Below are 22,844 nucleotides of genomic sequence, written 5' to 3' on the forward strand. Positions count from 1 at the left end.
ATGGCAAATCCGGGCAAAAAGCAGCGGCTCTCGGTCTATCTTGAACCGGCCGTCACCAAATCCCTCGCCGAGTATGCGGCGCGCCGTGGCCAGTCGCGGTCGCTAATTGCCGAAGCAGCGATCGCCTCTTTCCTATCACCTGACGCTGCCGAGCGACAGGAAGCTGCTATTGCGAAGCGCCTCGATCAGCTCGACAGGCGTATGACGCGCCTCGAACGGGATCTGGGGATTGCGGTGGAGACGCTCGCAGTTTTCGTCCGGAACTGGTTGATGACGAACCCGCCGCTGCCTGAGCCGGCCCAGGCGGCCGCCCGCGCCCAAGCGGGCGAACGCTACGATGCGTTTGTCGCTGCGCTCGGTCGCCGCCTCGCCAAGGGACCTCGCCTGCGTCAAGAGGTCTCCGAAGACGTCCCGGGCGACTCCCCAGCCGAATAGAGCGCGCGGGCCGAGGCACTACTTCTGCCGTTTCGCCGTTTCCCTGTATTTGCACGCCACAGTACGACGACCACATTCCGGTTGTTGCGTCGCCCGAATTTCTGCCTCTTCTACTCATCCCCGATCCAGGGCCGCTCTCGAGTGGTCCCGCGCACAACGGGGACGACATGGCGAATTCCTTCCAGCAAACAGAGGCGATACTTCGCGGCACGCGCATGCTGCGGACGGCCCTAGGGCCAGCGGTCGCCGGATTCCTGGAGGACCCGTCGATCGTCGAGGTGATGCTCAACCCGGATGGGCGGCTCTGGATCGACCGGCTCTCGGAAGGCCTCGCCGATACAGGCGAGCGCCTGTCGGCCGCCGACGGAGAGCGCATCGTCCGCCTCGTCGCCCACCATGTCGGCGCAGAGGTCCACGCCGGAAGTCCGCGGGTCTCGGCAGAGTTGCCCGGAACGGGGGAGCGCTTCGAGGGCCTGCTGCCGCCTATCGTCGCCGCGCCGGCCTTTGCAATTCGGAAGCCCGCCATCGCGATCTTCACGCTGCAGGACTACGTCGCGGCCAGCATCATGTCGGCCGAGCAGGCGGAGACTCTTCGCAGCGCGGTCACCGATCGCCGCAACATTCTCGTCGCCGGGGGAACAAGCACCGGCAAGACTACGCTCACCAACGCGCTCCTTGCAGAAGTGTCAAAATCGACCGATCGCGTCGTTCTCATCGAGGACACGCGCGAGCTTCAGTGCAGCGCGCCCAATCTCGTGGCGATGCGCACGAAGGACGGCGTCGCGACGCTGTCCGACCTGGTGCGCTCTTCTCTGCGCCTGCGGCCCGATCGCATCCCCATCGGCGAGGTGCGCGGCGCCGAGGCCCTGGACCTCCTGAAAGCTTGGGGCACCGGGCATCCCGGTGGCGTCGGGACCATTCACGCCGGCACAGCGATCGGGGCTCTGCGGCGTCTCGAACAGCTCATCCAAGAGGCGGTGATCACGGTGCCTCGTGCCCTAATCGCCGAGACGATCGACCTCGTCGCTGTCCTCAGCGGCCGCGGATCGTCGCGTCGCCTCGCCGAGCTCGCGCACGTCCACGGCCTGTCCGCCGATGGCGACTACCACGTCACCCCCGCAACCTTGCCCGCCACAGGAGATCGTGCGTGATCCACAAGCTCCAGAACCTTCGTCGTCTTCTTGCCTCCGCAACCGCGGCCGCTGTCGTCAGCCTCGCGCTCGCCCCGGCCGCACATGCCTCTGGCTCCTCAATGCCGTGGGAGCAGCCGCTTGAACAAATCCTTCAGTCGATCGAAGGACCCGTCGCGAAGATCATCGCGGTGATCATCATCATCGTCACCGGCTTGACCCTCGCGTTCGGCGACACGAGCGGTGGCTTTCGGAGACTCGTTCAGATCGTCTTCGGCTTGTCGATCGCTTTCGCAGCCAGCTCGTTCTTTCTCAGCTTCTTCAGCTTCGGCGGCGGAGTGCTCGTCTGATGCAGGGCATTGCCGACAACGCAGAAGTCCCAGGCTTTTCGGTGCCCATTCACCGGGCGCTGACCGACCATATCCTGCTCGGCGGCGCGCCGAGGTCGATCGCGATCCTCAATGGCACGTTGGCGGCCGCTCTCGGCCTTGGCCTTCGGCTCTGGCTCGTCGGTCTCGGACTCTGGGCTGTCGGCCACTTCGCGGCCGTATGGGCAGCCAAACGCGATCCAATGTTCGTGGAAGTGATCCGCCGGCATCTGCGCATCCCCTCCTTCCTCGCGGTCTGAGCCTGCCATGATGAACCTCGCCGAATATCGCCGCACCGCTACTCGCCTCGCAGATTTCCTGCCTTGGGTCGCGCTTGTTGGCCAAGGAGTTGTTCTGAACAAGGACGGCTCATTTCAACGCAGCGCAAGCTTTCGCGGTCCAGATCTGGACTCCGCTGTTGCAGCGGAACTGGTTGGCGTGGCGGCAAGGCTTAACAACGCTTTCCGCCGTCTCGGTTCGGGCTGGGCGATTTTTGTAGAGGCGCAGCGCTACCCCTCCAACCGCTATCCAGACAGCATCTTTCCCGATCCCGCGTCGGCGTTGCTCGATGCCGAGCGCAAGGCTGATTTCGAGGAAGAAGGCACGCATTTCGAGTCCCGCTACGTCCTCACGTTCGCCTGGCTGCCGCCGGCCGAGGATGCCGCGCGCGCGGAGACTTGGCTCTACGAGGGAAGGGAACGGTCAGGTGTTGACCCTCACGAGATTCTGCGAGCCTTCGTCGACCGCACCGACCGTGTGCTCGCGCTGCTCCACGGCTTCATGAAGGAATGCCGTTGGCTGGATGACAGCGAGACGCTGACCTACCTGCATTCCTGCGTTTCCACCAAGCGCCATCGTGTCCGTGTCCCCGAGACACCGATGTATCTCGATGCGCTGCTGGCCGACCAGCCTCTCACCGGGGGCCTTGAGCCTCGTCTCGGCGATCAGCACCTGCGCACACTCACCATCGTAGGCTTCCCGACCGCGACGACGCCCGGCATCCTCGACGAGCTGAACCGGCTCGCATTCCCCTATCGTTGGGCAACACGCGCGATCCTGCTCGACAAGACCGACGCGACCAAGCTGCTCACCCGCATCAGGCGGCAATGGTTCGCAAAGCGGAAAAGCATTGCGGCCATCGTCAAGGAAGTCATGACGAATGAGGCGTCGGTCCTTGTAGACACCGACGCCGCCAACAAGGCCGCCGACGCCGACATGGCCCTTCAGGAACTCGGCGCGGATCTCGCCGGCATGGCCTACGTGACGGCTACGATTACCGTGTGGGACGGCGATCCACGCTTAGCCGACGAGAAGCTGCGCCTCGTCGAGAAGGTGATCCAGAGCCGCGACTTCACTGCAATGATCGAGGCCGTCAACGCGGTCGACGCCTGGCTCGGGAGCCTGCCCGGCCATCTGTACGCCAACGTCCGGCAGCCGCCAATCTCCACGCTCAACTTAGCGCACATGATTCCACTCTCGGCCGTCTGGGCCGGCCCCGCTCAAGATGAGCACTTCAAAGCGCCGCCGCTGTTCTTCGGCAAGGCCGAGGGAAGCACGCCATTCCGCTTTTCGCTCCACGTCGGCGACGTAGGCCACACGCTGATCGTGGGGCCAACCGGCTCCGGTAAATCGGTGTTGCTGGCGTTGATGGCCCTGCAATTCCGCCGCTACGACCGCAGCCAGGTCTTCGCATTTGACTTCGGCGGTTCGATCCGCGCCGCCGCACTCGCAATGGGCGGAGACTGGCACGACCTCGGTGGCGGCCTCACGGAAGGTTCCGAAACGTCCGTCTCTCTCCAGCCGCTCGCACGCATCCATGACACCTATGAGCGGGCTTGGGCAGCCGACTGGATCGTCGCCATTCTGATGCGCGAAGGCGTCACGATTACCCCGGAAGTCAAGGAGCACATCTGGACGGGGCTGACCTCACTTGCCTCCGCCCCTGTCGAGGAGCGGACCATTACCGGCCTGACGGTGCTGCTCCAATCGAACGACCTCAAGCAAGCAATTCGACCCTATTGCGTCGGAGGCCCCTATGGCCGGCTGCTGGACGCGGAATTCGAGCATTTGGGTTCGGCCGCTGTTCTAGCCTTCGAGATCGAAGGCCTTGTCGGGAGTGGAGGCGCGCCGGCCGCCCTGTCTTACCTGTTTCATCGCATCTCCGACAGGCTCGACGGCTCGCCAACCCTGCTCATCATCGACGAGGGGTGGCTGGCGCTAAACGATCCCGGATTTGCCAAGCAGCTCACCGAGTGGCTGGTCACGCTCCGCAAGAAGAACGCGTCGGTCGTCTTCGCAACCCAGTCGCTTGCACAGATCGAGAAGAGCACGATCGCTGCCGAAATCGTCGACAGTTGCCACACGCGGCTGCTGTTGCCCAACGACCGGGCGATCGAACCGCAGATCACCAGCATTTATCGCCGGTTTGGGCTCAATGATCGCCAGATCGAGATTCTCGCGCGAGCCACGCCGAAACGAGACTACTACTGCCAATCCCGAAGCGGCAATCGCCTTTTCGAGCTGGGTCTCTCCGACGTCGGCCTCGCCCTCTGCGCTGCGTCCGCAAAGGATGATCAGGCGCTGATTGCCAGCATCATGGCTGAGCACGGCCGGGAGGGGTTCCTCCCTGCGTGGCTCGAAGCTCGCGGCGTGAGCTGGGCCGTCGATCTCCTTCCTAACTTCCCGACGCTCCTCCCCGAACCCTCAAAGGAGGCTCAACCATGAGCACCCGCCAATCCCGCTCGCGCGCGGCACTCCTCGCCGCCACCATCTTCTCGCTTCCAATGTCGCTTGTGCCGCTGGCGATCACGCCCGCGTCGGCGCAGTGGATCGTCTACGACCCGACGAACTACGTGCAGAACGTGCTTCAGGCGGCACGCGCACTTGAGCAGATCAACAATCAGATCACCTCGCTTCAGAACGAAGCGCAGATGTTGATCAATCAGGCAAGGAATCTCGCAAGCCTGCCGTACTCCTCGCTCCAGCGGCTGCAACAGTCGATCCAGCGGACCCAGCAGCTCCTCGGCCAAGCGCAGAACATCGCCTTCGACGTCCAGCAGATCGACCAGGCGTTTCAGACGACGTATGGCAGTGCCTCGCTGTCCGCGTCCGACCAGCAGCTCATCGCCGACGCGCGCACCCGATGGCAGAACACTGTGGGCGGCTTGCAGGACGCGATGCGCGTCCAGGCGACGGTGGTCGGCAACCTCGACACCAATCGCGCCGAGATGTCAGCCCTCGTCGGCCAGAGCCAGGGTGCGGCCGGCGCCCTGCAAGCCGCCCAGGCTGGCAACCAGATCCTCGCCCTTCAAGCGCAACAGCTCGCAGACCTCACCGCCGTTGTGGCCGCTGACGGCCGCGCCCGTGCGCTCGCAGAAGCCGAGCGCGCGGCCGCCGCGGAGCAGGGCCGCGAGCAGCGCCGGAGGTTTCTCACGCCCGGCTCCGGCTACCAGCCCGGCAACGCCAGCATGTTCCCCGCAGGAAACTGAGACATCGCTATGGACGGAAAGATGCTCGCCCGGCTCGGTGCCGTCACCTTCGTTGCCGTCGCAATCACCGCGACGGTCGTCGAGCTGACCCGGAAGGAGGAGCGGCCGGAGATGGAGCCCGCCCGTCCGCCGCAGACAAACGCCGTTGACCCACTGAACGCCGAGCTGTTCCGTTGTCAAAGTCTCGGAGAGGCCGGTCCGCGCGATCCCGCATGCTTGCGCGCCTGGGCGGAGAGCCGCCGGCGCTTCCTGACGCCTGGGACCGGCAACACGACAGCGGTTCGAGAGCAGTCGCGAGCACCCGGTGGAGCGCCCGCCGAAGGCTCATCCGCGAGCGAAGCGCGTCGCCATGAGGCGACGCCGCCGACCGAGGACGCCGAGTAGCGCCATGGGGGGCACGGGGGTCATCGATCATTTCCTGGAGGTCTTCACCCGCTACATCGACAGCGGGTTCGGCCTGTTGGGCGGCGAGGTCGCATTCATCGCGACAACGCTGATCGTGATCGACGTGACGCTCGCAGCGCTGTTCTGGAGCTGGGGTGCGGACGACGACATCATCGCTAGGCTCGTCAAGAAAACATTGTTCGTCGGTGTCTTCGCCTACATCATCGGCAATTGGAACAATCTCGCCCGCATCGTCTTCGAGTCCTTTGCCGGCCTCGGTCTCAAGGCTTCCGGCACCGGCTTCTCGACCGCCGATCTGCTACGCCCCGGCCGTGTTGCGCAAACCGGCCTCGACGCCGGGCGGCCGCTGCTCGACTCGATCTCCGGCCTCATGGGCTACTGGTCGTTCTTCGAGAACTTCATTCAGATTGCGTGCCTCTTCCTCGCCTGGACGCTCGTACTGCTCGCCTTCTTTATTCTCGCCGTGCAGTTGTTTGTGACGCTCATCGAGTTCAAGCTCACTACGCTTGCCGGCTTTGTGCTCATCCCATTCGGGCTGTTCGGCCAGTCCGCCTTCATGGCCGAGCGCGTGCTCGGCAACGTCATCAGCTCCGGCATCAAGGTGCTGGTGCTCGCCGTGATTATCGGCATCGGTTCGACGCTGTTCGGCGAGTTCACCGCCGGCTTCGGTGGCGCCAGCCCGACGATCGATCAGGCCATGGCGATCGTGCTGGCGGCGCTGTCGCTGCTCGGCCTCGGGATATTCGGTCCTGGGATCGCAAGCGGCATTGTCTCGGGCGGCCCACAACTTAGCGCCGGAGCCGCCGTCGGCACGGGCCTCGCGGCTGGTGGCGCCGCCGTCGCCGCAGGCGCGGCCGGCGGGCTTGCGGTACGAGGCGGCGCTGCGGCCCTATCTGGCACGGCCGCCGCCGCCCGCGGCGGAGCAGCCGTGGCGGGAGGCGCGGCAACTGCCTACAGCCTTGGTGCTGCCGGGCAATCCGGCGCTGCCGGCGTGGCTTCGGGCCTTGGTGGCGTCGCCCGCGCCGCCGGCAGCGCGGCGGCCTCGCCGCTCCGTCGTGCTGCGACCCGCGCTGCCGACAGCATGCGAGCCAGCTACGCGCGAGGCGCTCAGTCCGCTTTCGAAGCGACGGGCGGCGCATCGACCATGGGGAGCGTCGGCGGCAGCGCTGCCCAGGCACCGTCTGCGCCCCCGTCTGAAGGTCCGCCGGCTTGGGCCCGCCGCATGAAACGCTCTCAGCACATATCGCACGGCGTGATGGCCGCCGCTCACGCGATCCGCAGCGGCGACAGCCATGGCGGCGGCGCCTCCGTCAACCTCTCCCAGCGAGACCAATGATGTTCAAACGGCCATCGACACACTACGGAAAGACTCCCGTACCCGAGACACCATACCAGCGCGCCGCTCAGGTCTGGGACGAGCGGATTGGCTCGGCTCGCGTGCAGGCAAAGAACTGGCGCCTCATGGCGTTCGGCTGCCTGTTCCTGTCCGCTGGATTTGCCGCGGCGCTCGTTTGGCAGTCTGCCCGTGGCACCGTGGTGCCATGGGTGGTTCAGGTCGACAATCTCGGCCAGGCCCAGGCCGTGGCGCCTGCCGTCGCGGACTACCGCCCCACCGATCCGCAGATCGCCTACCACCTTGCGCGCTTCATCGAGCAGGTCCGTGGCCTGCCTGCCGACCCCATCGTCGTGCGCCAGAACTGGCTGCGGGCCTATGAATTCACCACCGATCGCGGCGCGGCCGCGTTGAACGATTACGCAAGGGCGAACGATCCGTTCACCCGCGTCGGCAGACAGCAGGTCGCAGTCGAGGTGTCCAGCGTGATCCGGGCATCGCCGGACAGCTTCCGGGTGGCCTGGACCGAACGCCGCTACGAGAACGGCCAGCTCGCGGCGACCGAGCGCTGGACCGCCATCCTCACTGTCGTTGTTCAGCCTCCGCGGGACGCCGAGAGGCTCCGCGCGAATCCGCTCGGCATCTACGTCAATGCGATCAACTGGTCGCGGGAGATGGGACAATGAGTTCGACGGGCGTCCCGGCCAGACCGGCTTTCCGCAACTCCGCTTCTGTGTGCCTCGTGCTCGCTGCAATCGCGTTGGGCGGATGCGCGACGAACAGGCCGCCGCAGATCAGCTACGACTCCGATGTACCGCCGCTCCCTGCCGTACCTGCCGTGTTGACGGATGAGCGACCGCGGCCGTTGCACATACCGCCGGCCTGGACTCCGAGCCGCGGAGGCGCCGCATCGAATTCACCGACCGGCCGGGTCGAGAACGCCAACATCGCCGCCCGTGTCGAGCCTCGTCGCGAAGGCTATTTCAACGCGATCCAGATTTATCCCTGGAGCGAGGGGGCGCTCTATCAAGTCTATGCCGCGCCGGGACAGATCACCAACATCGCGCTCGAGCCCGGCGAAAGCCTGACCGGGACGGGGCCAATCGCGGCGGGCGATACCGCGAGATGGATCATCGGCGACACCGAGAGCGGATCAGGCACCACCCGGCGCGTCCACGTGCTCGTAAAGCCGACGCGCGCGGACATCTCCACGAATCTTGTTATTACCACTGACCGCCGCATCTACATGATCGAGCTGCGCTCGGGGGAACGTCCCTACATGCCGGCCGTGGCATGGGCCTACCCGCAGCCCCCAGCCTCACAGCGCCCGGGCGTGCCGGCGGCGCCCATCATCCCGGCAGTGGCAGCACGCAATTACCGCTACGCGCTGACCGGAGACAGTCCGCCGTGGCGGCCTACCACTGTCTACGATGATGGCCGTCGCGTCTATGTCGAGTTTCCGCGCGGTATCGTCCAAGGCGAGATGCCGCCGATATTCGTCATCGGCTCGGAAGGTGAACTCCAGATTGTCAACAGTCGCATTCACCAGAACATCCTGATCGTCGATCGGCTCTTCGGCGCCGCGGAACTTCGGCTTGGCAGCGGTAACCGGCAGCAGACCGTCAGGATCGTCCGCAGCGATGGAAAGCCCTCATCATGAGCGACACCGATAATCAGGGCCACAATGGCGAGACTATGGGAAGAGCGAGCGACGCCACGGCTCCGATGCGGCTGCGTGGCGAGCCGCCTCGTGTCACCCGCCTGTCTCGCAAGGCATTGATGGCGATCGGCCTGATCGCTTGCGCGGGCCTTGGAGGCGCGTTGATCTACGCCCTTCAGACCCGACACGGCGGCCCTGCCAGCGAAGAACTTTACTCGACGAGGAACCGCCCCACCGCTGATGGTCTCACCGACCTGCCACGCGACTATACCGGCCCGCGACTCGGCCCCCCGCTGCCTGGCGATCTCGGTCGACCGATCCTCGATGCGCAGAACCGCGGCCAACCGGTCGTACCTCCACCGATTCGACCGGCGGTCGACCCGGCAGAGCAGCGCCGGCTCGCGGAGGAGGAAGCAGCACGCACCAGTCGCGTGTTCTTTCAGACTGAGGCACGCACACATACGGCTCCGGCCGGGCCGGGCATCGCCGCGACCACCACGAACCTTACCGGCCTTGGCCTGCCCGGGCAGCTCAACGCACCAACTGCGCAGGACCGCCAGGTCGCCTTCCTGAACGCCGCCATTGATCGCCGCACCGTCGCTCCCGACCGCGTGCTAGCGCCTGCATCGCCCTATGTCCTGCAGGCCGGGGCGGTGATCCCGGCAGCGCTGATCACGGGCATCCGCTCGGACCTGCCGGGACAGATCACAGCTCAGGTCACCGAACACATCTATGACAGCCCGACCGGCCGATTACTTCTCGTGCCGCAGGGCACGCGCATCATCGGCCAATATGACAACGCCGTGCAGTTCGGTCAGCGGAGAATATTGCTGGTGTGGAATCGCCTCGTTTTCCCGAACGGACGCTCCATCGTTCTGGAACGCCAACCGGGGGCAGATTCACAAGGCTACGCCGGCCTCGAGGACGGGGTCGACTACCATTGGTGGGAACTCGCCAAGGCCGCGGGCCTATCCACGCTGCTGAGTGTTGGTTCCGAGCTTGCGATCGACGACGAAGATCGCCTGCTGCGAGCGATCCGCAATGGCGGCCAGGACACGATCAACGATGCCGGGCAACAGATCATTCGGCGTCAGCTTAACGTACCGCCAACGCTCACAATCCGGCCCGGATTTCCAGTGCGCGTGATCGTCACGCGAGACCTAGTCCTCGAACCCTACGGAGGATAGCTCGTGGCAAAACTCAAGCTTGGGGCCCTGGAGACGACAAGCCGGTGAAAGTGACGGTGGAACTGTCGGCCACCGTCCATCGGCAGCTCGTCGCCTATGCCGATTATCTGAACAGGCGACATGTCTTTGTCTCACGCGCAGGAGAAAATACATGCCTCAATTAAGACTCGGCCCGCTGCCCAAGGTCGGCCTCGTCCGGCTGACGATCACGCTGCCGGAGCCGCTCAAGGAAGAACTCGACCAGTACGCGGCCGAGCACCGCCGCCTCTACGAGCCGGTGGAAACGGCGGCGCTGATCCCGCATATGCTGGAAGCGTTCATCCGCTCGGATCGTGGCTGGCGGAGCAGGAAGGCCAAGGGCGGTGGCGCACCTCGACGCCCAACACTTCCGGGAAACGCTGCGACATCCAGAAATTCCGATGGTGATACCAACGCCTGATGATTCAGGCACGTTGCGTCATGAAAATCTGAAAGACATAGCCGTAGGGCACTTTGCCGTCATTGTCGCTCAGCCTGCTGCCGATCGCCTGGAGCCGTACAGTCGCTTCGGCCTCTCCCATATCCTCGACGATCTTGCGCGCGTGGGAGGACGAGAGAGCCAGTCCCGCAAACTCCGGAAGGGTGAGGTGAAAAGTCACCGGCTCTCTCACCTCCTCCAATTGTCTGAAGCCGGCAAGAGCACCAAGCTCGGCGGTGTAATCGGGACGGGAGTAGGCGCGCTCTTCCCCATGCCGCGCAAGGAAGTCGATCACAGCGCACGCGACCGGAGACTGTTCGTCACGGACATACTCGACGATGGCGAGGATACCACCTGAAGGTAGGGCTCGGGCGGCTTCGCGGTAGAAGGCCGGCCGGTCGAACCAATGTGCGGCCGTCGCCGCCACCACGCCTCGCGCGCCGCCATTCTCGACAGGCAGGTGCTCGGCGTTGCCGTCGCGATAGGAGACGGAAGGAGAAGCTGGCTGCATCATCGCCTGCTCGCGCATCCGGAACGATGGTTCTATCCCGATTATCGGCATGCCTTGGGGCAAGCCGGCTGCGAGTTGGCGTGTGAAGATGCCCGTGCCACTGCCGACATCGAGCACAGGCAATGTGGAATTCACGGGAGCCGCCCCGATCCGTCCGGCGACCCTGCGGACGAGGCTATCCGGGTATCGCGGGCGGAACTGCGCATATCGATCGCTGGCCGTCTGAAATCTGTCGCTCTGCTTTGACATGACGTCACATTACCCTTGAGTGTCTTGGAAGAACAGGATGGACCGCCCTGTTCAGTGCAATCGTCGTGGGTAAGTGTCGGCGTCCTGTTCATTGCAGACAAACAGCATCGCGGCCTTGAGACATCTTCATAGAGTCCGGATAACGCAGATGTCCTCGCACAGGAGACCGGTAAGCCTATCCCAGATCCCGCCAAGCTCATCGCGCCAATGATTGAGCGATTCATGGCGACTGATCGGGCATTCGCGAAGGCTCGCCGCGGCCCGAGAGCGCGCCCATCCCAGCCATAGCCCGCCGCCTCTCATCATCCGCTTTGTCGATCCTGCCGTTGGCGTTGGATCGCTCGCGCGACATTGCCTTGGCAAGGCTGAGCAGCCGCCTCAGAGCCGGATTGTCATTCTGGCGCGACCAGATTGCGCAGAATGGCAGCAAATGCCCGCTAAGCGGTCTATACGCGATGCCTGGAAAGCGATCCGCGGTCGTGGCCTCGCTAGTCAGAGTTAGGCCCTGACTCATTGCCACCAGATGCATGAGATTGTCCCGTCCGACCGCGTGACGCTCCACACTCGGGTGGTGGCCAAGGTCGGCTAAGTGCTTGACGAGGTAGTCTTCGATCTCAGGTCCGGGATCACACTCGCTTACAATGAAGCGGTACGCGCGGAGGTCATTCCATGTGAGTCTTCGCCGTCCGGCAAGTTTATGCGCTGCGGGGAGTACGACAAATATCCGCTCCGTCCAGAGGTCCTCCCGATCGCAATCGTCTGCAGTCGGGGCGCCGGTCAGAAAGGCGACATCCATCTGAAGACGTTGAACTGCTGACACATGTGCGGCAGGCCCCCCTTCCACCAGATCGAGTCGGACAGCCGAATGACGTTGGCCATAAATGCGTAGCAAATCCGCCAGGAACCCACAGGACAATGACGAAAATATTCCAACACGAATTCCGCCAACTTCCCCACGACCGCCGGAGGCTGCGTCCGACGCAGCATGTCTAATGTGGCTCAGTGCACGCTGGGCCCGGCCCACGAAGGACTGTCCGGCGTTTGTGAGGCAAACGCCGCCATGGCCGCGCACAAACAACGAGACACCGAGGCGGTCCTCCAGGTCGCGAATTCTTCGGCTGATTGCCGATTGCTCGACATTGAGCGCGCTCGCAGCACCGCGAAAGCTACCCGATTGCGCGGCAGCTAATACATAGCATAGGTGCCGCACTTCAATGCGTAGGCTCACATGCCCAGCGAGCAGTAGCCGCGATCCAGGGTCCATACGGAATGCCCTTCATCGGTACAGAACCGCGTTAAATTGGAGGCGGCTCTTTCTCAAAGCCCACCGTGGAAGGCGGACATCGTTGGTCCGCGCTTCCACTCTTGGGTAGCGTGCGCTTTACACAGCGATGGTGATGCGGTTGTCGACCTTGGTGACCCCCGGCGCCCGCCACGCGGCTCGCTCGGCCTCCTGGCGTTCGGCCCAGGAGCGTACCGAGCCGGTGAGCGTTACCTCTCCGCCACTGGCCGTGACGGTGATGCGGTTGGCGTCGATCTCGGCGCTGCGCTTGAACGCGTCCTCGATCTTCGCCTTGACTTCCGATGGAGCAACGCGCGGCTTCAACGTGATCAGGTTGGAGATTCCCTTTAGGCCTTTCATACCGCGCACCGCCCGTTCGGCGCGTGTGCGCTGGTAGTCCCACTCCACGTTGCCTTCCAGCGTCGCCCAGCCGCTCTTCACCACCACCTTGATGTTCTCGTGCGCATACGGAAGCTCGGCCTTAATGGCGGCGACGGCCTCGCGCGCCAGCTCGGGATCAGGGCGCTGGTTTTCAGAGGGTAGCCGCACCTCGATGTCGTTCGCCACGCCGAGCACCCCCGACACACGTTTGGCTGCCAGCTCCGCCTCGTACTTTTGCGCGTAGCTGCGCACGAAGCCGGTGAGCGTCACGACGCCCGACTTGACGGCCACGCCAACGTCGGTGGCGTCGATGTCGGGGTCCCACTTCAGTTCGGTTTCTACGTCGCGCTTGATGTCGCTGTCGGATCTCATTGTCGTCCTTCCTTCCGCTAATAGGGCATGCCTCGCTGCGAGACCAACGCTCGGTCCTCCGCAACTTGCAGCGAGATCACGCTACTACCAGCCAGGTGAAACGCGCTGACGGGCGTCAGTTTCGAACTGATAGCAGCAGTTTCGCCGAAGGCTACAGTCGAACGAACAACGCCAATGACAGCGGAGATCAGCGGCTGAGCGTCGCCGAGGTTCGAACCCAGTGAAGCGGAAGGACGGCCATCGTCAGGGTGGGGGCTGCGGATTAGGCCAGCCGGGCGACTAACGTCTTGAAGTGTTCGGAGGGCATACAATCAGCAGCCGCGACAGCGACAGCAGCCGGATGCACCAATCCATCTTCGACCAGATAGCCTAGATGCAACACCTCGACGACCGCGCCCTCAGCTACAGTCGTTTCGATTCGCAGATACACCGCGTGCTGCTCGCTCGGGTCAAATCGTATCCAATAGGATCGATCCTGCACACACCATGCCGGGTGAGAGCCGACAGCAGTAAATACTCACTCGCCCGGACACCAGCGATAAGCGATGCCGCTGAGGCCTTACCCGGATGTATGCACGCATATTCGATCGAGCTATTCAATCTCTCAATAGTGTCGAGCAGGTCGGCTGCGAAGCATCCAACTGCTCGCTCTACGGCCTCATCCCGTTCACGCCGCATCCGCTTGCGAATGTTCTCCTGTTCGGCGAGGGCGGGCATGAGTTCGTGCTCGAGCTCAGCGATTCTCGCTACCGGATCGATAGCGGGCGATGCTGGCGGCATCGACCGAAGGGCCGTGCCAAGCCTCAGATCGACCAGCCTCTTAGTATCGCGGCGATCAAGCATGTCGCTTGTCGTCCTTGTCGTCCAACTCCTCGAAGTCCGCATCGACGACATCATCGTCGGTCGGGCTCTGCCCGCTCGCGCCACCGGCTGAGCTGTCCTTCATCTTCGCTTTGAAGTTCAACAGGGCAATCTGCAACATTTGCGCCTTAGCTTCGATGTCTGCAGCCGAGTCGCCACCGACAACCGACTTCAACTCCTCGATTGCCTTCTCGACCGCCTCCTTCTCTGCGGCCGGCGCGTTATCCTTGGACTCGTCGAGAGCTTTCTGGCTTGCGGCGATCTCCGCGTCCGCCCGGTTCTTCGCCTCGACCAACGCGCGCCGTTTCTTGTCGGCTTCCGCGTTTGCCTCGGCTTCCTTGATCATCCGCTCGATGTCGGCTTGCGACAGGCCTCCCGAGGCCTGGATACGAATCTGTTGCTCCTTTCCTGTCGCCTTGTCCTTGGCCGAGACATTGACGATGCCGTTCGCATCGATGTCGAAGGTGACCTCGATCTGGGGGAGGCCCCGAGGCGCGGGGGGAATACCGACGAGATCGAACTGACCAAGCAACTTGTTGTCTGCCGCCATCTCGCGCTCGCCTTGAAAGACACGGATCGTGACGCCGGTCTGGTTGTCTTCTGCTGTCGAGAAGACTTGGCTCTTCTTGGCAGGAATCGTGGTATTGCGCTCGATGAGGCGGGTAAATACCCCGCCAAGGGTCTCAATACCAAGCGACAGTGGTGTCACGTCGAGAAGCAGCACATCCTTGACGTCGCCTTGGAGCACGCCAGCCTGGATCGCCGCGCCAATCGCCACCACCTCGTCGGGATTGACACCCTTGTGCGGTTCTCTGCCGAAGAGGTCGGTGACGATCTGCTGAACCTTCGGCATGCGCGTCATGCCGCCAACGAGAACGACCTCGTCGATCTTCTCGGGCTTGATCATCGCATCCTTCATTGCGTCCCGGCAGGGCTTTTCGGTGCGGTGGACCAGGTCGTCGACCAATTCCTCCAGCTTGGCGCGCCTGAGCTTGATCTCCAGATGCTTCGGGCCATTCTGATCGGCCGTGATGAAAGGCAGGCTGATGGTTGTTTCCAGCGCCGAGGAGAGCTCGATCTTGGCCTTCTCTGCCGCCTCCCGAAGCCGCTGCAGCGCAAGACGGTCATTGCGCAGGTCGATGCCCTGGTCTTTCTTGAACTCGCTTGCGAGCCAGTCGATGATCCGCTTGTCGAAATCTTCGCCGCCTAAGAATGTATCGCCATTGGTGGCCTTCACCTCGAACACGCCGTCACCGATCTCGAGCAGCGAAATGTCGAACGTTCCGCCACCGAGGTCATACACCGCGATCGTTCCGGCCTTCTTCTTGTCGAGGCCATACGCAAGAGCGGCCGCCGTCGGCTCGTTGATGATGCGCAGCACCTCGAGGCCGGCAATCTTGCCGGCATCCTTCGTTGCCTGCCGTTGGCTGTCATTGAAATATGCAGGGACCGTGATCACCGCCTTCTCAACCTTCTCGCCGAGATAGGCTTCAGCGGTCTCCTTCATCTTCACCAGTATGTACGAACTGATCTGGCTCGGACTGTATTTTTTACCCTGCACCTCGACCCAGGCGTCGCCATTGTCGCCCCTGACGATCTTGTAGGGCACAAGGGCCTTGTCTTTTTCCACCATGGGGTCGTCATACCGCCGGCCGATCAGGCGTTTGATGGCGAAGATGGTGTTCTCGGGATTTGTGACCGCTTGTCGCTTCGCCGGTTGGCCAACGAGGATCTCGCCCTCGCTCGTGAATGCCACAATGGAGGGTGTCGTGCGGCCACCCTCGGCGTTTTCGATGACTTTGGTCTGGGAGCCTTCCATGATCGCGACGCAGGAATTCGTCGTACCCAGGTCAATGCCGATCACCTTGCCTGCCATGCTGTGCCTCCATCGGTCGGGAACTTCGATGCGATACGTGCCTCGCAGTATGACCAGGGGGCAGGTCATCGACGTTGACGGACATCAGTCCGACGGCAATCAAAACCGCCGGACAGGAGGGTCGAGCTCGACAATCACCAGCCGCCGAGCAATGAGGTCAACCGACTCGCGCAACCGTGCGGCGGTGTACACGCTGCGCTCCAGCCGGCGCGGTTTCAATCGGCTGTGCGTTCCCGGGACTGGAGCCGTCTTGCCGCAGTCCGCGGAGAGCCATCTTGAGTCTCTCGCGGCCCTAACCGCTGGTCTGCACGTTACTTTCCAGCCACGGGTCCGGCTGAACTTTCGCAAGCGGTATGTCCTCCAGCCGCTTCACCATATCAATCTCATGCACGCGGATCGCTTCAGCACCGAATTTGGCCAGAATCTCCTGTGCTTCCGCTTCCTTCTCCGCGGTTCGAGCGCGCACCCAGATCACAATGCCTCCGGACATGAGCTGAAGCTCGAGCTCCTCCGCCTGCTTCTTGCCAAGCAGTCGAACTGCAGCAGCGCCGATACCCGCTCCGACCGTCCCGGCTGCCATTGCGGCTGCGGCGATCACTGCAAGACTTCCGCCGGAAGCGACGACGGACATCATGGCCGCGGTCGCGCCCACATAGAAAAGAATTCCAGCCACGCCGGCGGTCGCCGTTGCAAGATCGTCTCGTGCGACAAATGCCCGACGCGGGGTCCCCGGTACGTCGGCGATCTCCTCCGGCGGAATGTAGAGCGTGCCCAGACGGCGTCGGACCGCCTCGAGCTCACCCATGATGTCAATATCCGCGCGGTCGAAACCGGCATGCAAGAGGGCTTCGATCGCATTCTCAAGGGCGCTCTCTCCGTGAAACACACCGGCTACTTCACGCACCCTACGCGTCTCAAGAATCCCTTCGTCATCAGAATTGGTCATAACCATCGTCCCTTAGCAGCAACCGGCAAAGACTCCGCTACGCGACAACTCATTCCCAGCAACTGAGGGACACGCTGTCTAGTGCGCCATGACGAGCGACACTGGCGACTTGCGAAGGAGCCGATACGTCGCGCCCCCGAGCAGCCATTACCGCAATCGGGAATGACCGTAGCCCCCCATGACGAGCAGGTCGCCCTTGCGTGCAACCACTTCGTCCACCAGCACCGTCGCGATGTCGGTAAGTCCCTTCTGTGCAACCCGCTCCAGCACCGCGTTAATGCCATGTCGTCGAAGATAAGCGACAAGCCTGTCATCCTGCGTCGCGGTCAGAATTGACTCCGTCCCCGCACCGATACGTAGCACGGTGACTGCTTTCGATTTCTCAAGATACGGCAATGCCTCGGCGACCGCCCGGGTCGCCTCGCGGCTGCCGTTCCAGGCGACCACCGCATGCTGAAACCCCCCGTCGAAGCTCCTCTGGTCAGCCACGAGGAAAATGTGCCTCCCCGCCTCAAACAGGGTTTCCTCCACCACGTCGTGCAGCTCAATCGCATCATCCTCATCGCTGAGGCGAAGACCGACGAGAGCATCTCCCGTCCGGCATTCCCGTGCGGTGAGGCGCGCCTGCTCATGGGCGTACGCATCGATTCGACGCACTTCGGATGACGGCGCTAGACCCTTCAGGCGATTCTTGGTCTTCTCCTCCAACTCTCTTCCTGCCGTCCGTGCCTGATCGAGAAGTCGAGACCAGTCGCTTACGTTGACCACGCTGTCAACGATGGTTGGCTCGGGCAGAACGTTAATTATCAATCCGACCACATGGGCATTGAACAGTTTCGCCAGGCTTTCCGTGGCCGCAAGTCTGAAATCATCTCCGCCCGTTCCGTCGAGCCGGACCACCAACACCTTAATCATGACTTCCTCCTAAGCGCGATCGCGGTCGGCCTCTTGCATTGAAGGCCCGGTCCTCCTCCTAGGATGAGGGCCAGGAGGCGGCCGTTCACTGACGCTCGTCAGCGTTGCCGCACATTTATGGTTGCAGACTGCGATGTAGCCGTCGGGAGGCGAACGGTGCCGACTTCGAAAAGCTGGTTCGCAGGCTAAACATTTCGTCCTTAGGCCACCGTTGAATAGCGGGTCGCAATTCGACACCAGAATTCGCCGTAAGTCCCTCGCTACCGGAACTCTCGAGCCGGCCGTATCTGCGTCAGAACCAGCTTTGGGGGCTTAGCCTAGCGCGACCATCATGGATGGCGCCCTATCACCGTCGCTGACGCACCCCGGCCTTTCCAGGCGCATTCATCACGCTAGTTCGGCGCGTACACAGGCGCCCTCGCGACACTGACAAACATCAGTGCATGCCCAATCGCGATGCTGAACCATTAGCTATCGCACATCCAATCGATCGTCAGTGACGGAGACAACAATGAAAGCTCTCATCTTTGAAGGGCCCGGAAAAAAATCGCTCCAGGAGCGTGACATTCCGAATGTCCAGAACCCGACGGACGCCATCGTTAGGGTGACGAAAACGACCATCTGTGGCACGGACCTCCACATCCTCAAAGGTGACGTGCCCACTTGCACGTCAGGGCGCATTCTCGGGCACGAGGGCGTAGGCATTATCGAACAAGCGAGGCTCGGGAGTGACACAATTCAAGAAGGGCGACCGCGTCCTAATCTCCTGCATCTCCTCCTGCGGCAAATGCGAATACTGCCGGCGCGGCATGTATTCCCACTGTACGACGGGCGGCTGGATTCTCGGCAACACCATCGACGGCACGCAGGCGGAATACGTCCGCATTCCCCACGCTGACACCAGCCTCTATCCCATCCCGGACGGCACCGACGAGGATGCCTTGGTAATGCTGAGCGACATCCTGCCGACTGGCTTTGAATGCGGCGTGCTCAATGGCAAAGTCCAGCCCGGTGCCTCCGTGGCGATCGTCGGCGCGGGCCCCGTCGGCCTGGCTGCTTTGCTCACGGCGCAGTTCTACTCACCTGCGGAACTGATCGTGATCGATCTCGACGAGAACCGGCTCGAAGCCGCGAAGCGCTTCGGTGCGACAAAAACGGTCAAAGCGACCGGACAGGAAGCGAAGCAGCAGCTTCTCCAGCTGACGGAGAACAAGGGCGTGGATACTGCCATCGAGGCGGTCGGCATCCCCGCCACCTTCGAACTGTGCCAGGAGATCGTCGCCGCGGGCGGCATAATCGCCAATATCGGCGTCCATGGCGTCAAAGCCGACCTTCATCTGGAAAAGCTCTGGTCGCATAACATCGCCATAACCACGCGCCTGGTGGACACAGTCACCACACCGATGCTGCTGAAGACGGTGCGCTCCGGCAAGATCGATCCGAAGAAGCTGATCACTCATCGCTTCAAGCTCGATGCCATCCTGGACGCCTACGACACCTTCTCGAAAGCAGCGGACACACAAGCGCTCAAGGTCATCATCGAGGCGGCCTGACCGACGCATTATCCGGGACGGTGGCGTCCGGACCCCTCGGTCCCCATGGCATGAGCCAAGTAAACAACTTTCACCCGGTGATCGCCGGACTGCCTACGGTTCGCACGTCTTGCCGGGGCCGGCTGGTTAAGCAATCAGGCCCTCACGCTGACAGGCGAGACCACTTCGAACCGCCTTTACGGGATTTTACGATACGGGTTCCCACACTCGCGTAGTCCACGTTGTCAACCAGAATACGCCAGAGAGCCTCAGTTGCCGATGGTCAGGGCGCCCACGCCCGATCTACGGCAGCTTGAACCGACACCAACCCGTATATACCGAGCGCAATCGACACGCGTTGACGATGGTCAGTTGGTCCATTCTTGCGGAGCGCTAACCTTTCTGTGCTCGCATCGAACACCAAACAGGAACCTCCATGGCCAGCGCGATCAGGACGATACTATTGCCCGCGGGAGAGCCGATACCGCTGCTCGGACAGGGCACATGCGGGATGGGTGAGCACCGCGAATCGCACAAAGCAGAAGTGGCCGCACTGCGAACCGGCATCGACCTCGATATGACGCTCATCGACACGGCAGAAACCTATGGAGACGGAGGCGCTGAGGAAGTTGTGGGAGAGGCTGCTGCGAGTCAGCGCGATAAAGTCTTCATCGTTAGCAAGGTGCACCCGCATCGCTCCTCCCGTCTCGGCGTCCTGACGTCTTGTGACCGGAGCCTAAAGCGTCTCCGCACGGACTGGATCGATCTTTATCTGCTTCATTGGCGGGGCAACGTCGCGCTGAGCGAAACCATCGAGGCCTTCGAAACCCTAAAAGCCGCGGGAAAAATACGGTACTGGGGGGTCAGTAACTTCGGTATTGACGACTTGCGAGACTTAGCGGCCGTTCCGATGGGAAAATCCGTTCAGACCAACCAGGTCGCCTACAATCTCATGAGACGCGGCATTGAGCGCAATCTCCTGCCTTGGTGCCGGGAGAGGGGAATTCCACTCATAGCCCATTCACCCATCGAGCGAGGTCAACTCGCTCGCGAGGGAAGGCTGGCGCGCATAGCCGACCGATACGGGGTGAGCCGCGCCCGCCTGGCGCTCGCTTGGATCTTGAGCCAAGAGGGTGTCGTTGCCATTCCGAAGGCTGCAACCGCAGAGCATGTCAAAGATAATCGGGAAGCACTCGAGTTGCGGCTTGCTCCAGCCGATCTGGCTGAACTCAACCGGCTCTTTAGTCCGCAGATTGGGAATCGATAATCCCGAAGACGGTCGGCCGACGTCGTAGGCCGACCCGGCGGGCACGGGTGGGGATCGAGCAGCTGCACCCTCGATCACGAACCACTGCACGGATAGCGGACACTTCCGGCGATCTGGACACGCGGATGATCATCATACCGAGATGTTGGCTTGCTGCTCAAAGGAATGCCCGCCATCCGGGGGGCAGGATGGCGGGCAGGCAAGGCGGGTGGGGCTAAGAAGCGGCGATGTCAACCCGCCTGCACAGGGATACGCTTGACGTTGGCAAGGGCCTCGGCTGTCTTTGGAAGCACCACCGTCAGTAGACCGTTCTTGAATGTCGCGCTGGCCGCGTCGGGATCCACTCCCTCGGGTAGCGGCAAGGTGCGTTCGAAGGCGCCATAGGCTCGCTCGTGGACTATGAGCCCGTTGTCCTCTGATTGCCGGTCGGTCCTCTTTTCACCGCGGATCGTCAATTCTCCATCAACGATGGAGATGTTGACATCGTCTTCGGTGAGACCCGGCAATTCGGCCGTGACGGTTACTTCTTTGCCGCTATCGCTGACATCAACGCGAACGACATCGGCAAACTCAGACTGACCGAGCGCCGGAAATGAAGACGGTATTATCCGCCAGAAATTCTCGAATGCGCGATCGATGTCCTGCCGAAATGCGCGGATCGGGTCCGCCGGCTCCGTTCGCACGGCCACGTCCCGACGGGAGGTACGCCAAGGAATAAGATCGGTGATCCTCATTGTCTTTCCTCACGCGGCCTTGACGGGGATCTTGGCGGCGGGCGCAGGCGTCGCCTTCGGTAGCGTCAACCGCAGGACGCCGTCTTTGAACACGGCTTCGATTTTTGCCGCGTCGACAGGTTCGGAGATGACGAAGCTCCGCTCGTAGTTCCCATCCCGGTACTCCGCGTGCTGCAACGTGCAGCCCTCCGGATGGCTTGATGCCGAGCGGGCGGCGATCCGCAGCACCCGCTTGTCGAGCGTCACATCGAGGCTGTCCGGATCGGCGCCGGGGACGTCGAGGACCATAAGCAGACTGGACTCGGTCTCGATGATGTCTGTGGGGGGTACGAAGACCGGAACATCTCGTGTGGTCTCTGCAGCCGCGCTTCCGTTGGTTTCCTGATCGGCCATGACTATTCTCCCTAAGAGCGGCTGACGGTGATCTTGCGGGGGCGATCGGCCTCCGGGCGAGGCAAGTCGAGGCGAAGAAGCCCGTTCCGAAACATTGCCGCTGCCTTGTCCCCGTCCACCCGAAACGGCAGCACCAGGCTGCGCGCGAAGGCACCGGCAACGCGCTCGCGACGATGCAGAATGTCGCCTTCGCCGACCGGCTCGGCCATGCGCTGACCACGAAGCGTCACTGTGTTCTGGTGGACGGTGATTTCGAGGTCGTCCGGCGAGACGCCGGGAATCTCCGCGGTGATGACGGCTCCGTCGGGACCCGTCCAGATGTTTATCAGCGGGAACTCGGGCAGCGCCGGCGCCCGGAGGCTGTCCATCAGGCGATTCATATCCTGTTGCATGAGCCGCATTTGGCGGAGCGGATCGAACCAGCGCCCCGCATTTCCCTGGTAAGCGAGCATCACCGAACTCCCTTGCTGATGTTGCAGACATGATGGCAGCTCAGCTCCGGGATCAGCACTGATGACCGTCAGTTTCTCGAAAAATGGCGGAGATGCGCGCCACGCCGCCCGAGTCATCGGGCGCAGCAAGCCCCGTGCTGGCGCTTGCGCGTCCAGTTCTGCTGACCGTCCTGGATCATCGCGGCGACGGCTTCAGCGACGCACGAGCTCGCCCCAAGCCGGATCCCAAAGGTCTTCATGCTCGAGCACGATCACGATCCTCCGGAACCCATAGCGCCGCTGAAGGTGTCGGGCCCGAGCAAGTGCGAGACCGACTTCGACCTCGTCACTCTCGTCCGGCCCAACTTCGGCCTCCTTCCGGGCATGCGCTATCCATCCGAGGGTGGCCCGCACAGGGGCCTTTCCCTGCCAGTCGAAGATGGTCACGATAATCTCGTTCCCGGCAGCTAGCCCGGGGTCATCGAGAACGGTGTAGATCGGTCGCTCCTTCGTAGTCACGTTCGTGTCCAACCTCATGATCTCACTTTCCGGTTCGAACTTTCGCCGCTCCGTCTGGACAGAACATAGCCACCGCTGCAAATTTAGATTGTCCATCGATCCTGACAACTGC

At 62.7% G+C, this 22,844-nt stretch carries 25 protein-coding genes and 3 pseudogenes; 16 read left to right on the top strand and 12 right to left on the bottom strand.

What is annotated here, in order from left to right; translation table 11 throughout:
- The 13 genes and pseudogenes from ACFQUV_RS18155 (at position 1) to ACFQUV_RS18215 (ending at position 10,445) form a co-directional block, all read left to right on the top strand.
- Complete coding sequence (locus ACFQUV_RS18155) at positions 1-435, top strand: ribbon-helix-helix protein, CopG family (RefSeq protein ID WP_129608423.1); 435 nt, start codon at positions 1-3, stop codon at positions 433-435.
- A 167-nt stretch (positions 436-602) separates the two neighbouring features.
- Positions 603-1,586, top strand: coding sequence for a P-type conjugative transfer ATPase TrbB (gene trbB / locus ACFQUV_RS18160; RefSeq protein ID WP_129608331.1), 984 nt, complete (start codon positions 603-605; stop codon positions 1,584-1,586).
- A complete protein-coding gene (locus ACFQUV_RS18165) occupies positions 1,586-1,915 on the top strand; it encodes a TrbC/VirB2 family protein (RefSeq protein ID WP_371851694.1) in 330 nt (109 codons plus the stop codon). The genes trbB and ACFQUV_RS18165 overlap by 1 nt, the downstream gene beginning before the upstream one ends.
- Complete coding sequence (locus ACFQUV_RS18170) at positions 1,915-2,193, top strand: VirB3 family type IV secretion system protein (RefSeq protein WP_129608329.1); 279 nt, start codon at positions 1,915-1,917, stop codon at positions 2,191-2,193. Before ACFQUV_RS18165 ends, ACFQUV_RS18170 begins: the two co-directional genes overlap by 1 nt.
- Positions 2,194-2,200: 7 nt before the next feature.
- The gene (trbE, locus tag ACFQUV_RS18175; RefSeq protein WP_129608328.1) at positions 2,201-4,657 is read left to right on the top strand and encodes a conjugal transfer protein TrbE; all 2,457 of its coding nucleotides are present in this window, start codon (positions 2,201-2,203) and stop codon (positions 4,655-4,657) included.
- Positions 4,654-5,421, top strand: a complete 768-nt coding sequence (gene trbJ, locus ACFQUV_RS18180; protein WP_129608327.1) for a P-type conjugative transfer protein TrbJ — start codon at positions 4,654-4,656, stop codon at positions 5,419-5,421. The genes trbE and trbJ overlap by 4 nt, the downstream gene beginning before the upstream one ends.
- 9 nt (positions 5,422-5,430) lie before the next feature.
- Positions 5,431-5,805: a putative entry exclusion protein TrbK-alt gene (gene trbK-alt / locus ACFQUV_RS18185; protein WP_129608326.1), complete on the top strand. Its 375-nt coding sequence runs from the start codon at positions 5,431-5,433 to the stop codon at positions 5,803-5,805.
- 4 nt (positions 5,806-5,809) lie between these two features.
- Positions 5,810-7,162, top strand: coding sequence for a P-type conjugative transfer protein TrbL (gene trbL, locus ACFQUV_RS18190; protein WP_129608325.1), 1,353 nt, complete (start codon positions 5,810-5,812; stop codon positions 7,160-7,162).
- On the top strand, positions 7,162-7,845 hold the full coding sequence (gene trbF / locus ACFQUV_RS18195; protein WP_129608422.1) for a conjugal transfer protein TrbF: 684 nt from the start codon (positions 7,162-7,164) through the stop codon (positions 7,843-7,845). The genes trbL and trbF overlap by 1 nt, the downstream gene beginning before the upstream one ends.
- Entirely contained in the window at positions 7,842-8,819 is a 978-nt protein-coding gene (trbG, locus tag ACFQUV_RS18200) for a P-type conjugative transfer protein TrbG (RefSeq protein ID WP_129608324.1), read from the top strand. Before trbF ends, trbG begins: the two co-directional genes overlap by 4 nt.
- Before the next feature lie 35 nt (positions 8,820-8,854).
- Positions 8,855-10,006 carry a TrbI/VirB10 family protein gene (locus tag ACFQUV_RS18205; RefSeq protein ID WP_371851693.1) on the top strand — a complete coding sequence of 384 codons (1,152 nt, stop codon included), beginning with the start codon at positions 8,855-8,857 and terminating at the stop codon, positions 10,004-10,006.
- A 3-nt stretch (positions 10,007-10,009) separates the two neighbouring features.
- Positions 10,010-10,122: pseudogene (locus ACFQUV_RS18210) on the top strand (DUF2274 domain-containing protein); the annotation flags it as partial.
- A 35-nt stretch (positions 10,123-10,157) separates the two neighbouring features.
- Positions 10,158-10,445 (top strand): DUF2274 domain-containing protein, encoded by a 288-nt coding sequence (locus tag ACFQUV_RS18215; RefSeq protein WP_129608322.1) that lies wholly within the window; start codon positions 10,158-10,160, stop codon positions 10,443-10,445.
- A 4-nt stretch (positions 10,446-10,449) separates the two neighbouring features.
- Here the strand turns inward: ACFQUV_RS18215 and ACFQUV_RS18220 are convergent, their stop codons facing one another.
- Positions 10,450-11,223, bottom strand: coding sequence for a class I SAM-dependent methyltransferase (locus ACFQUV_RS18220; protein WP_129608321.1), 774 nt, complete (start codon positions 11,221-11,223; stop codon positions 10,450-10,452).
- A gap of 144 nt (positions 11,224-11,367) precedes the next feature.
- Here ACFQUV_RS18220 and ACFQUV_RS18225 point away from each other — a divergent pair.
- A pseudogene (locus ACFQUV_RS18225) lies at positions 11,368-11,511 on the top strand (DUF2274 domain-containing protein); the annotation flags it as partial.
- Here the strand turns inward: ACFQUV_RS18225 and ACFQUV_RS18230 are convergent.
- From ACFQUV_RS18230 to ACFQUV_RS18260, 7 genes are all read right to left on the bottom strand, one after another.
- On the bottom strand, positions 11,444-12,487 hold the full coding sequence (locus ACFQUV_RS18230) for a LysR family transcriptional regulator (RefSeq protein ID WP_129608320.1): 1,044 nt from the start codon (positions 12,485-12,487) through the stop codon (positions 11,444-11,446). The pseudogene ACFQUV_RS18225 and the gene ACFQUV_RS18230 overlap by 68 nt on opposite strands.
- 117 nt (positions 12,488-12,604) lie before the next feature.
- On the bottom strand, positions 12,605-13,258 hold the full coding sequence (locus ACFQUV_RS18235) for a BON domain-containing protein (RefSeq protein WP_129608319.1): 654 nt from the start codon (positions 13,256-13,258) through the stop codon (positions 12,605-12,607).
- Between the two features lie 262 nt (positions 13,259-13,520).
- Complete coding sequence (grpE, locus tag ACFQUV_RS18240; RefSeq protein WP_129608318.1) at positions 13,521-13,739, bottom strand: nucleotide exchange factor GrpE; 219 nt, start codon at positions 13,737-13,739, stop codon at positions 13,521-13,523.
- Entirely contained in the window at positions 13,661-14,155 is a 495-nt protein-coding gene (locus ACFQUV_RS18245; protein ID WP_129608317.1) for a nucleotide exchange factor GrpE, read from the bottom strand. The genes grpE and ACFQUV_RS18245 overlap by 79 nt, the downstream gene beginning before the upstream one ends.
- Positions 14,094-15,995, bottom strand: coding sequence for a molecular chaperone DnaK (gene dnaK / locus ACFQUV_RS18250; RefSeq protein WP_129608316.1), 1,902 nt, complete (start codon positions 15,993-15,995; stop codon positions 14,094-14,096). The genes ACFQUV_RS18245 and dnaK overlap by 62 nt, the downstream gene beginning before the upstream one ends.
- 292 nt (positions 15,996-16,287) lie before the next feature.
- Positions 16,288-16,941 carry a hypothetical protein gene (locus ACFQUV_RS18255; protein ID WP_129608315.1) on the bottom strand — a complete coding sequence of 218 codons (654 nt, stop codon included), beginning with the start codon at positions 16,939-16,941 and terminating at the stop codon, positions 16,288-16,290.
- 147 nt (positions 16,942-17,088) lie between these two features.
- Positions 17,089-17,856 (bottom strand): universal stress protein, encoded by a 768-nt coding sequence (locus ACFQUV_RS18260; RefSeq protein WP_207211415.1) that lies wholly within the window; start codon positions 17,854-17,856, stop codon positions 17,089-17,091.
- A gap of 511 nt (positions 17,857-18,367) precedes the next feature.
- Here ACFQUV_RS18260 and ACFQUV_RS18265 point away from each other — a divergent pair.
- Positions 18,368-19,409, top strand: a pseudogene (locus tag ACFQUV_RS18265) (zinc-dependent alcohol dehydrogenase family protein).
- 415 nt (positions 19,410-19,824) lie between these two features.
- Positions 19,825-20,655 (top strand): aldo/keto reductase, encoded by an 831-nt coding sequence (locus tag ACFQUV_RS18270; protein ID WP_129608314.1) that lies wholly within the window; start codon positions 19,825-19,827, stop codon positions 20,653-20,655.
- A 230-nt stretch (positions 20,656-20,885) separates the two neighbouring features.
- On the opposite strand, the gene ACFQUV_RS18275 is transcribed toward ACFQUV_RS18270, so the two are convergent.
- The 4 genes from ACFQUV_RS18275 to ACFQUV_RS18290 form a co-directional block, all read right to left on the bottom strand.
- Positions 20,886-21,389 (bottom strand): Hsp20/alpha crystallin family protein, encoded by a 504-nt coding sequence (locus tag ACFQUV_RS18275; protein ID WP_129608313.1) that lies wholly within the window; start codon positions 21,387-21,389, stop codon positions 20,886-20,888.
- Positions 21,390-21,398: 9 nt separating this feature from the next.
- Positions 21,399-21,782, bottom strand: a complete 384-nt coding sequence (locus ACFQUV_RS18280; RefSeq protein ID WP_129608312.1) for an Hsp20/alpha crystallin family protein — start codon at positions 21,780-21,782, stop codon at positions 21,399-21,401.
- Between the two features lie 11 nt (positions 21,783-21,793).
- The gene (locus ACFQUV_RS18285; RefSeq protein WP_129608311.1) at positions 21,794-22,234 is read right to left on the bottom strand and encodes an Hsp20/alpha crystallin family protein; all 441 of its coding nucleotides are present in this window, start codon (positions 22,232-22,234) and stop codon (positions 21,794-21,796) included.
- 192 nt (positions 22,235-22,426) lie between these two features.
- Positions 22,427-22,660: a hypothetical protein gene (locus ACFQUV_RS18290; protein ID WP_244601502.1), complete on the bottom strand. Its 234-nt coding sequence runs from the start codon at positions 22,658-22,660 to the stop codon at positions 22,427-22,429.
- Positions 22,661-22,844: the final 184 nt, after the last annotated feature.

It is taken from the genome of Rhodoplanes sp. P11 (genome assembly GCF_964266735.1).
Classification (GTDB): domain Bacteria; phylum Pseudomonadota; class Alphaproteobacteria; order Rhizobiales; family Xanthobacteraceae; genus Rhodoplanes; species Rhodoplanes serenus.

Coding starts and splice junctions, on each gene's coding strand:
- ACFQUV_RS18285 (WP_129608311.1), bottom strand. CDS start 22,234: ATGCTCGCTTACCAGGGAAATGCGGGGCGCTGGTTCGATCCGCTCCGC.
- trbF (WP_129608422.1), top strand. CDS start 7,162: ATGTTCAAACGGCCATCGACACACTACGGAAAGACTCCCGTACCCGAG.
- trbE (WP_129608328.1), top strand. CDS start 2,201: ATGATGAACCTCGCCGAATATCGCCGCACCGCTACTCGCCTCGCAGAT.
- trbJ (WP_129608327.1), top strand. CDS start 4,654: ATGAGCACCCGCCAATCCCGCTCGCGCGCGGCACTCCTCGCCGCCACC.
- ACFQUV_RS18170 (WP_129608329.1), top strand. CDS start 1,915: ATGCAGGGCATTGCCGACAACGCAGAAGTCCCAGGCTTTTCGGTGCCC.
- ACFQUV_RS18155 (WP_129608423.1), top strand. CDS start 1: ATGGCAAATCCGGGCAAAAAGCAGCGGCTCTCGGTCTATCTTGAACCG.
- ACFQUV_RS18255 (WP_129608315.1), bottom strand. CDS start 16,941: ATGACCAATTCTGATGACGAAGGGATTCTTGAGACGCGTAGGGTGCGT.
- trbG (WP_129608324.1), top strand. CDS start 7,842: ATGAGTTCGACGGGCGTCCCGGCCAGACCGGCTTTCCGCAACTCCGCT.
- dnaK (WP_129608316.1), bottom strand. CDS start 15,995: ATGGCAGGCAAGGTGATCGGCATTGACCTGGGTACGACGAATTCCTGC.
- ACFQUV_RS18215 (WP_129608322.1), top strand. CDS start 10,158: ATGCCTCAATTAAGACTCGGCCCGCTGCCCAAGGTCGGCCTCGTCCGG.
- ACFQUV_RS18245 (WP_129608317.1), bottom strand. CDS start 14,155: ATGATGTCGTCGATGCGGACTTCGAGGAGTTGGACGACAAGGACGACA.
- trbB (WP_129608331.1), top strand. CDS start 603: ATGGCGAATTCCTTCCAGCAAACAGAGGCGATACTTCGCGGCACGCGC.
- ACFQUV_RS18205 (WP_371851693.1), top strand. CDS start 8,855: ATGGGAAGAGCGAGCGACGCCACGGCTCCGATGCGGCTGCGTGGCGAG.
- ACFQUV_RS18275 (WP_129608313.1), bottom strand. CDS start 21,389: ATGAGGATCACCGATCTTATTCCTTGGCGTACCTCCCGTCGGGACGTG.
- ACFQUV_RS18270 (WP_129608314.1), top strand. CDS start 19,825: ATGGCCAGCGCGATCAGGACGATACTATTGCCCGCGGGAGAGCCGATA.
- ACFQUV_RS18235 (WP_129608319.1), bottom strand. CDS start 13,258: ATGAGATCCGACAGCGACATCAAGCGCGACGTAGAAACCGAACTGAAG.
- trbK-alt (WP_129608326.1), top strand. CDS start 5,431: ATGGACGGAAAGATGCTCGCCCGGCTCGGTGCCGTCACCTTCGTTGCC.
- ACFQUV_RS18230 (WP_129608320.1), bottom strand. CDS start 12,487: ATGGACCCTGGATCGCGGCTACTGCTCGCTGGGCATGTGAGCCTACGC.
- ACFQUV_RS18280 (WP_129608312.1), bottom strand. CDS start 21,782: ATGGCCGATCAGGAAACCAACGGAAGCGCGGCTGCAGAGACCACACGA.
- ACFQUV_RS18260 (WP_207211415.1), bottom strand. CDS start 17,856: ATGATTAAGGTGTTGGTGGTCCGGCTCGACGGAACGGGCGGAGATGAT.
- trbL (WP_129608325.1), top strand. CDS start 5,810: ATGGGGGGCACGGGGGTCATCGATCATTTCCTGGAGGTCTTCACCCGC.
- ACFQUV_RS18220 (WP_129608321.1), bottom strand. CDS start 11,223: ATGTCAAAGCAGAGCGACAGATTTCAGACGGCCAGCGATCGATATGCG.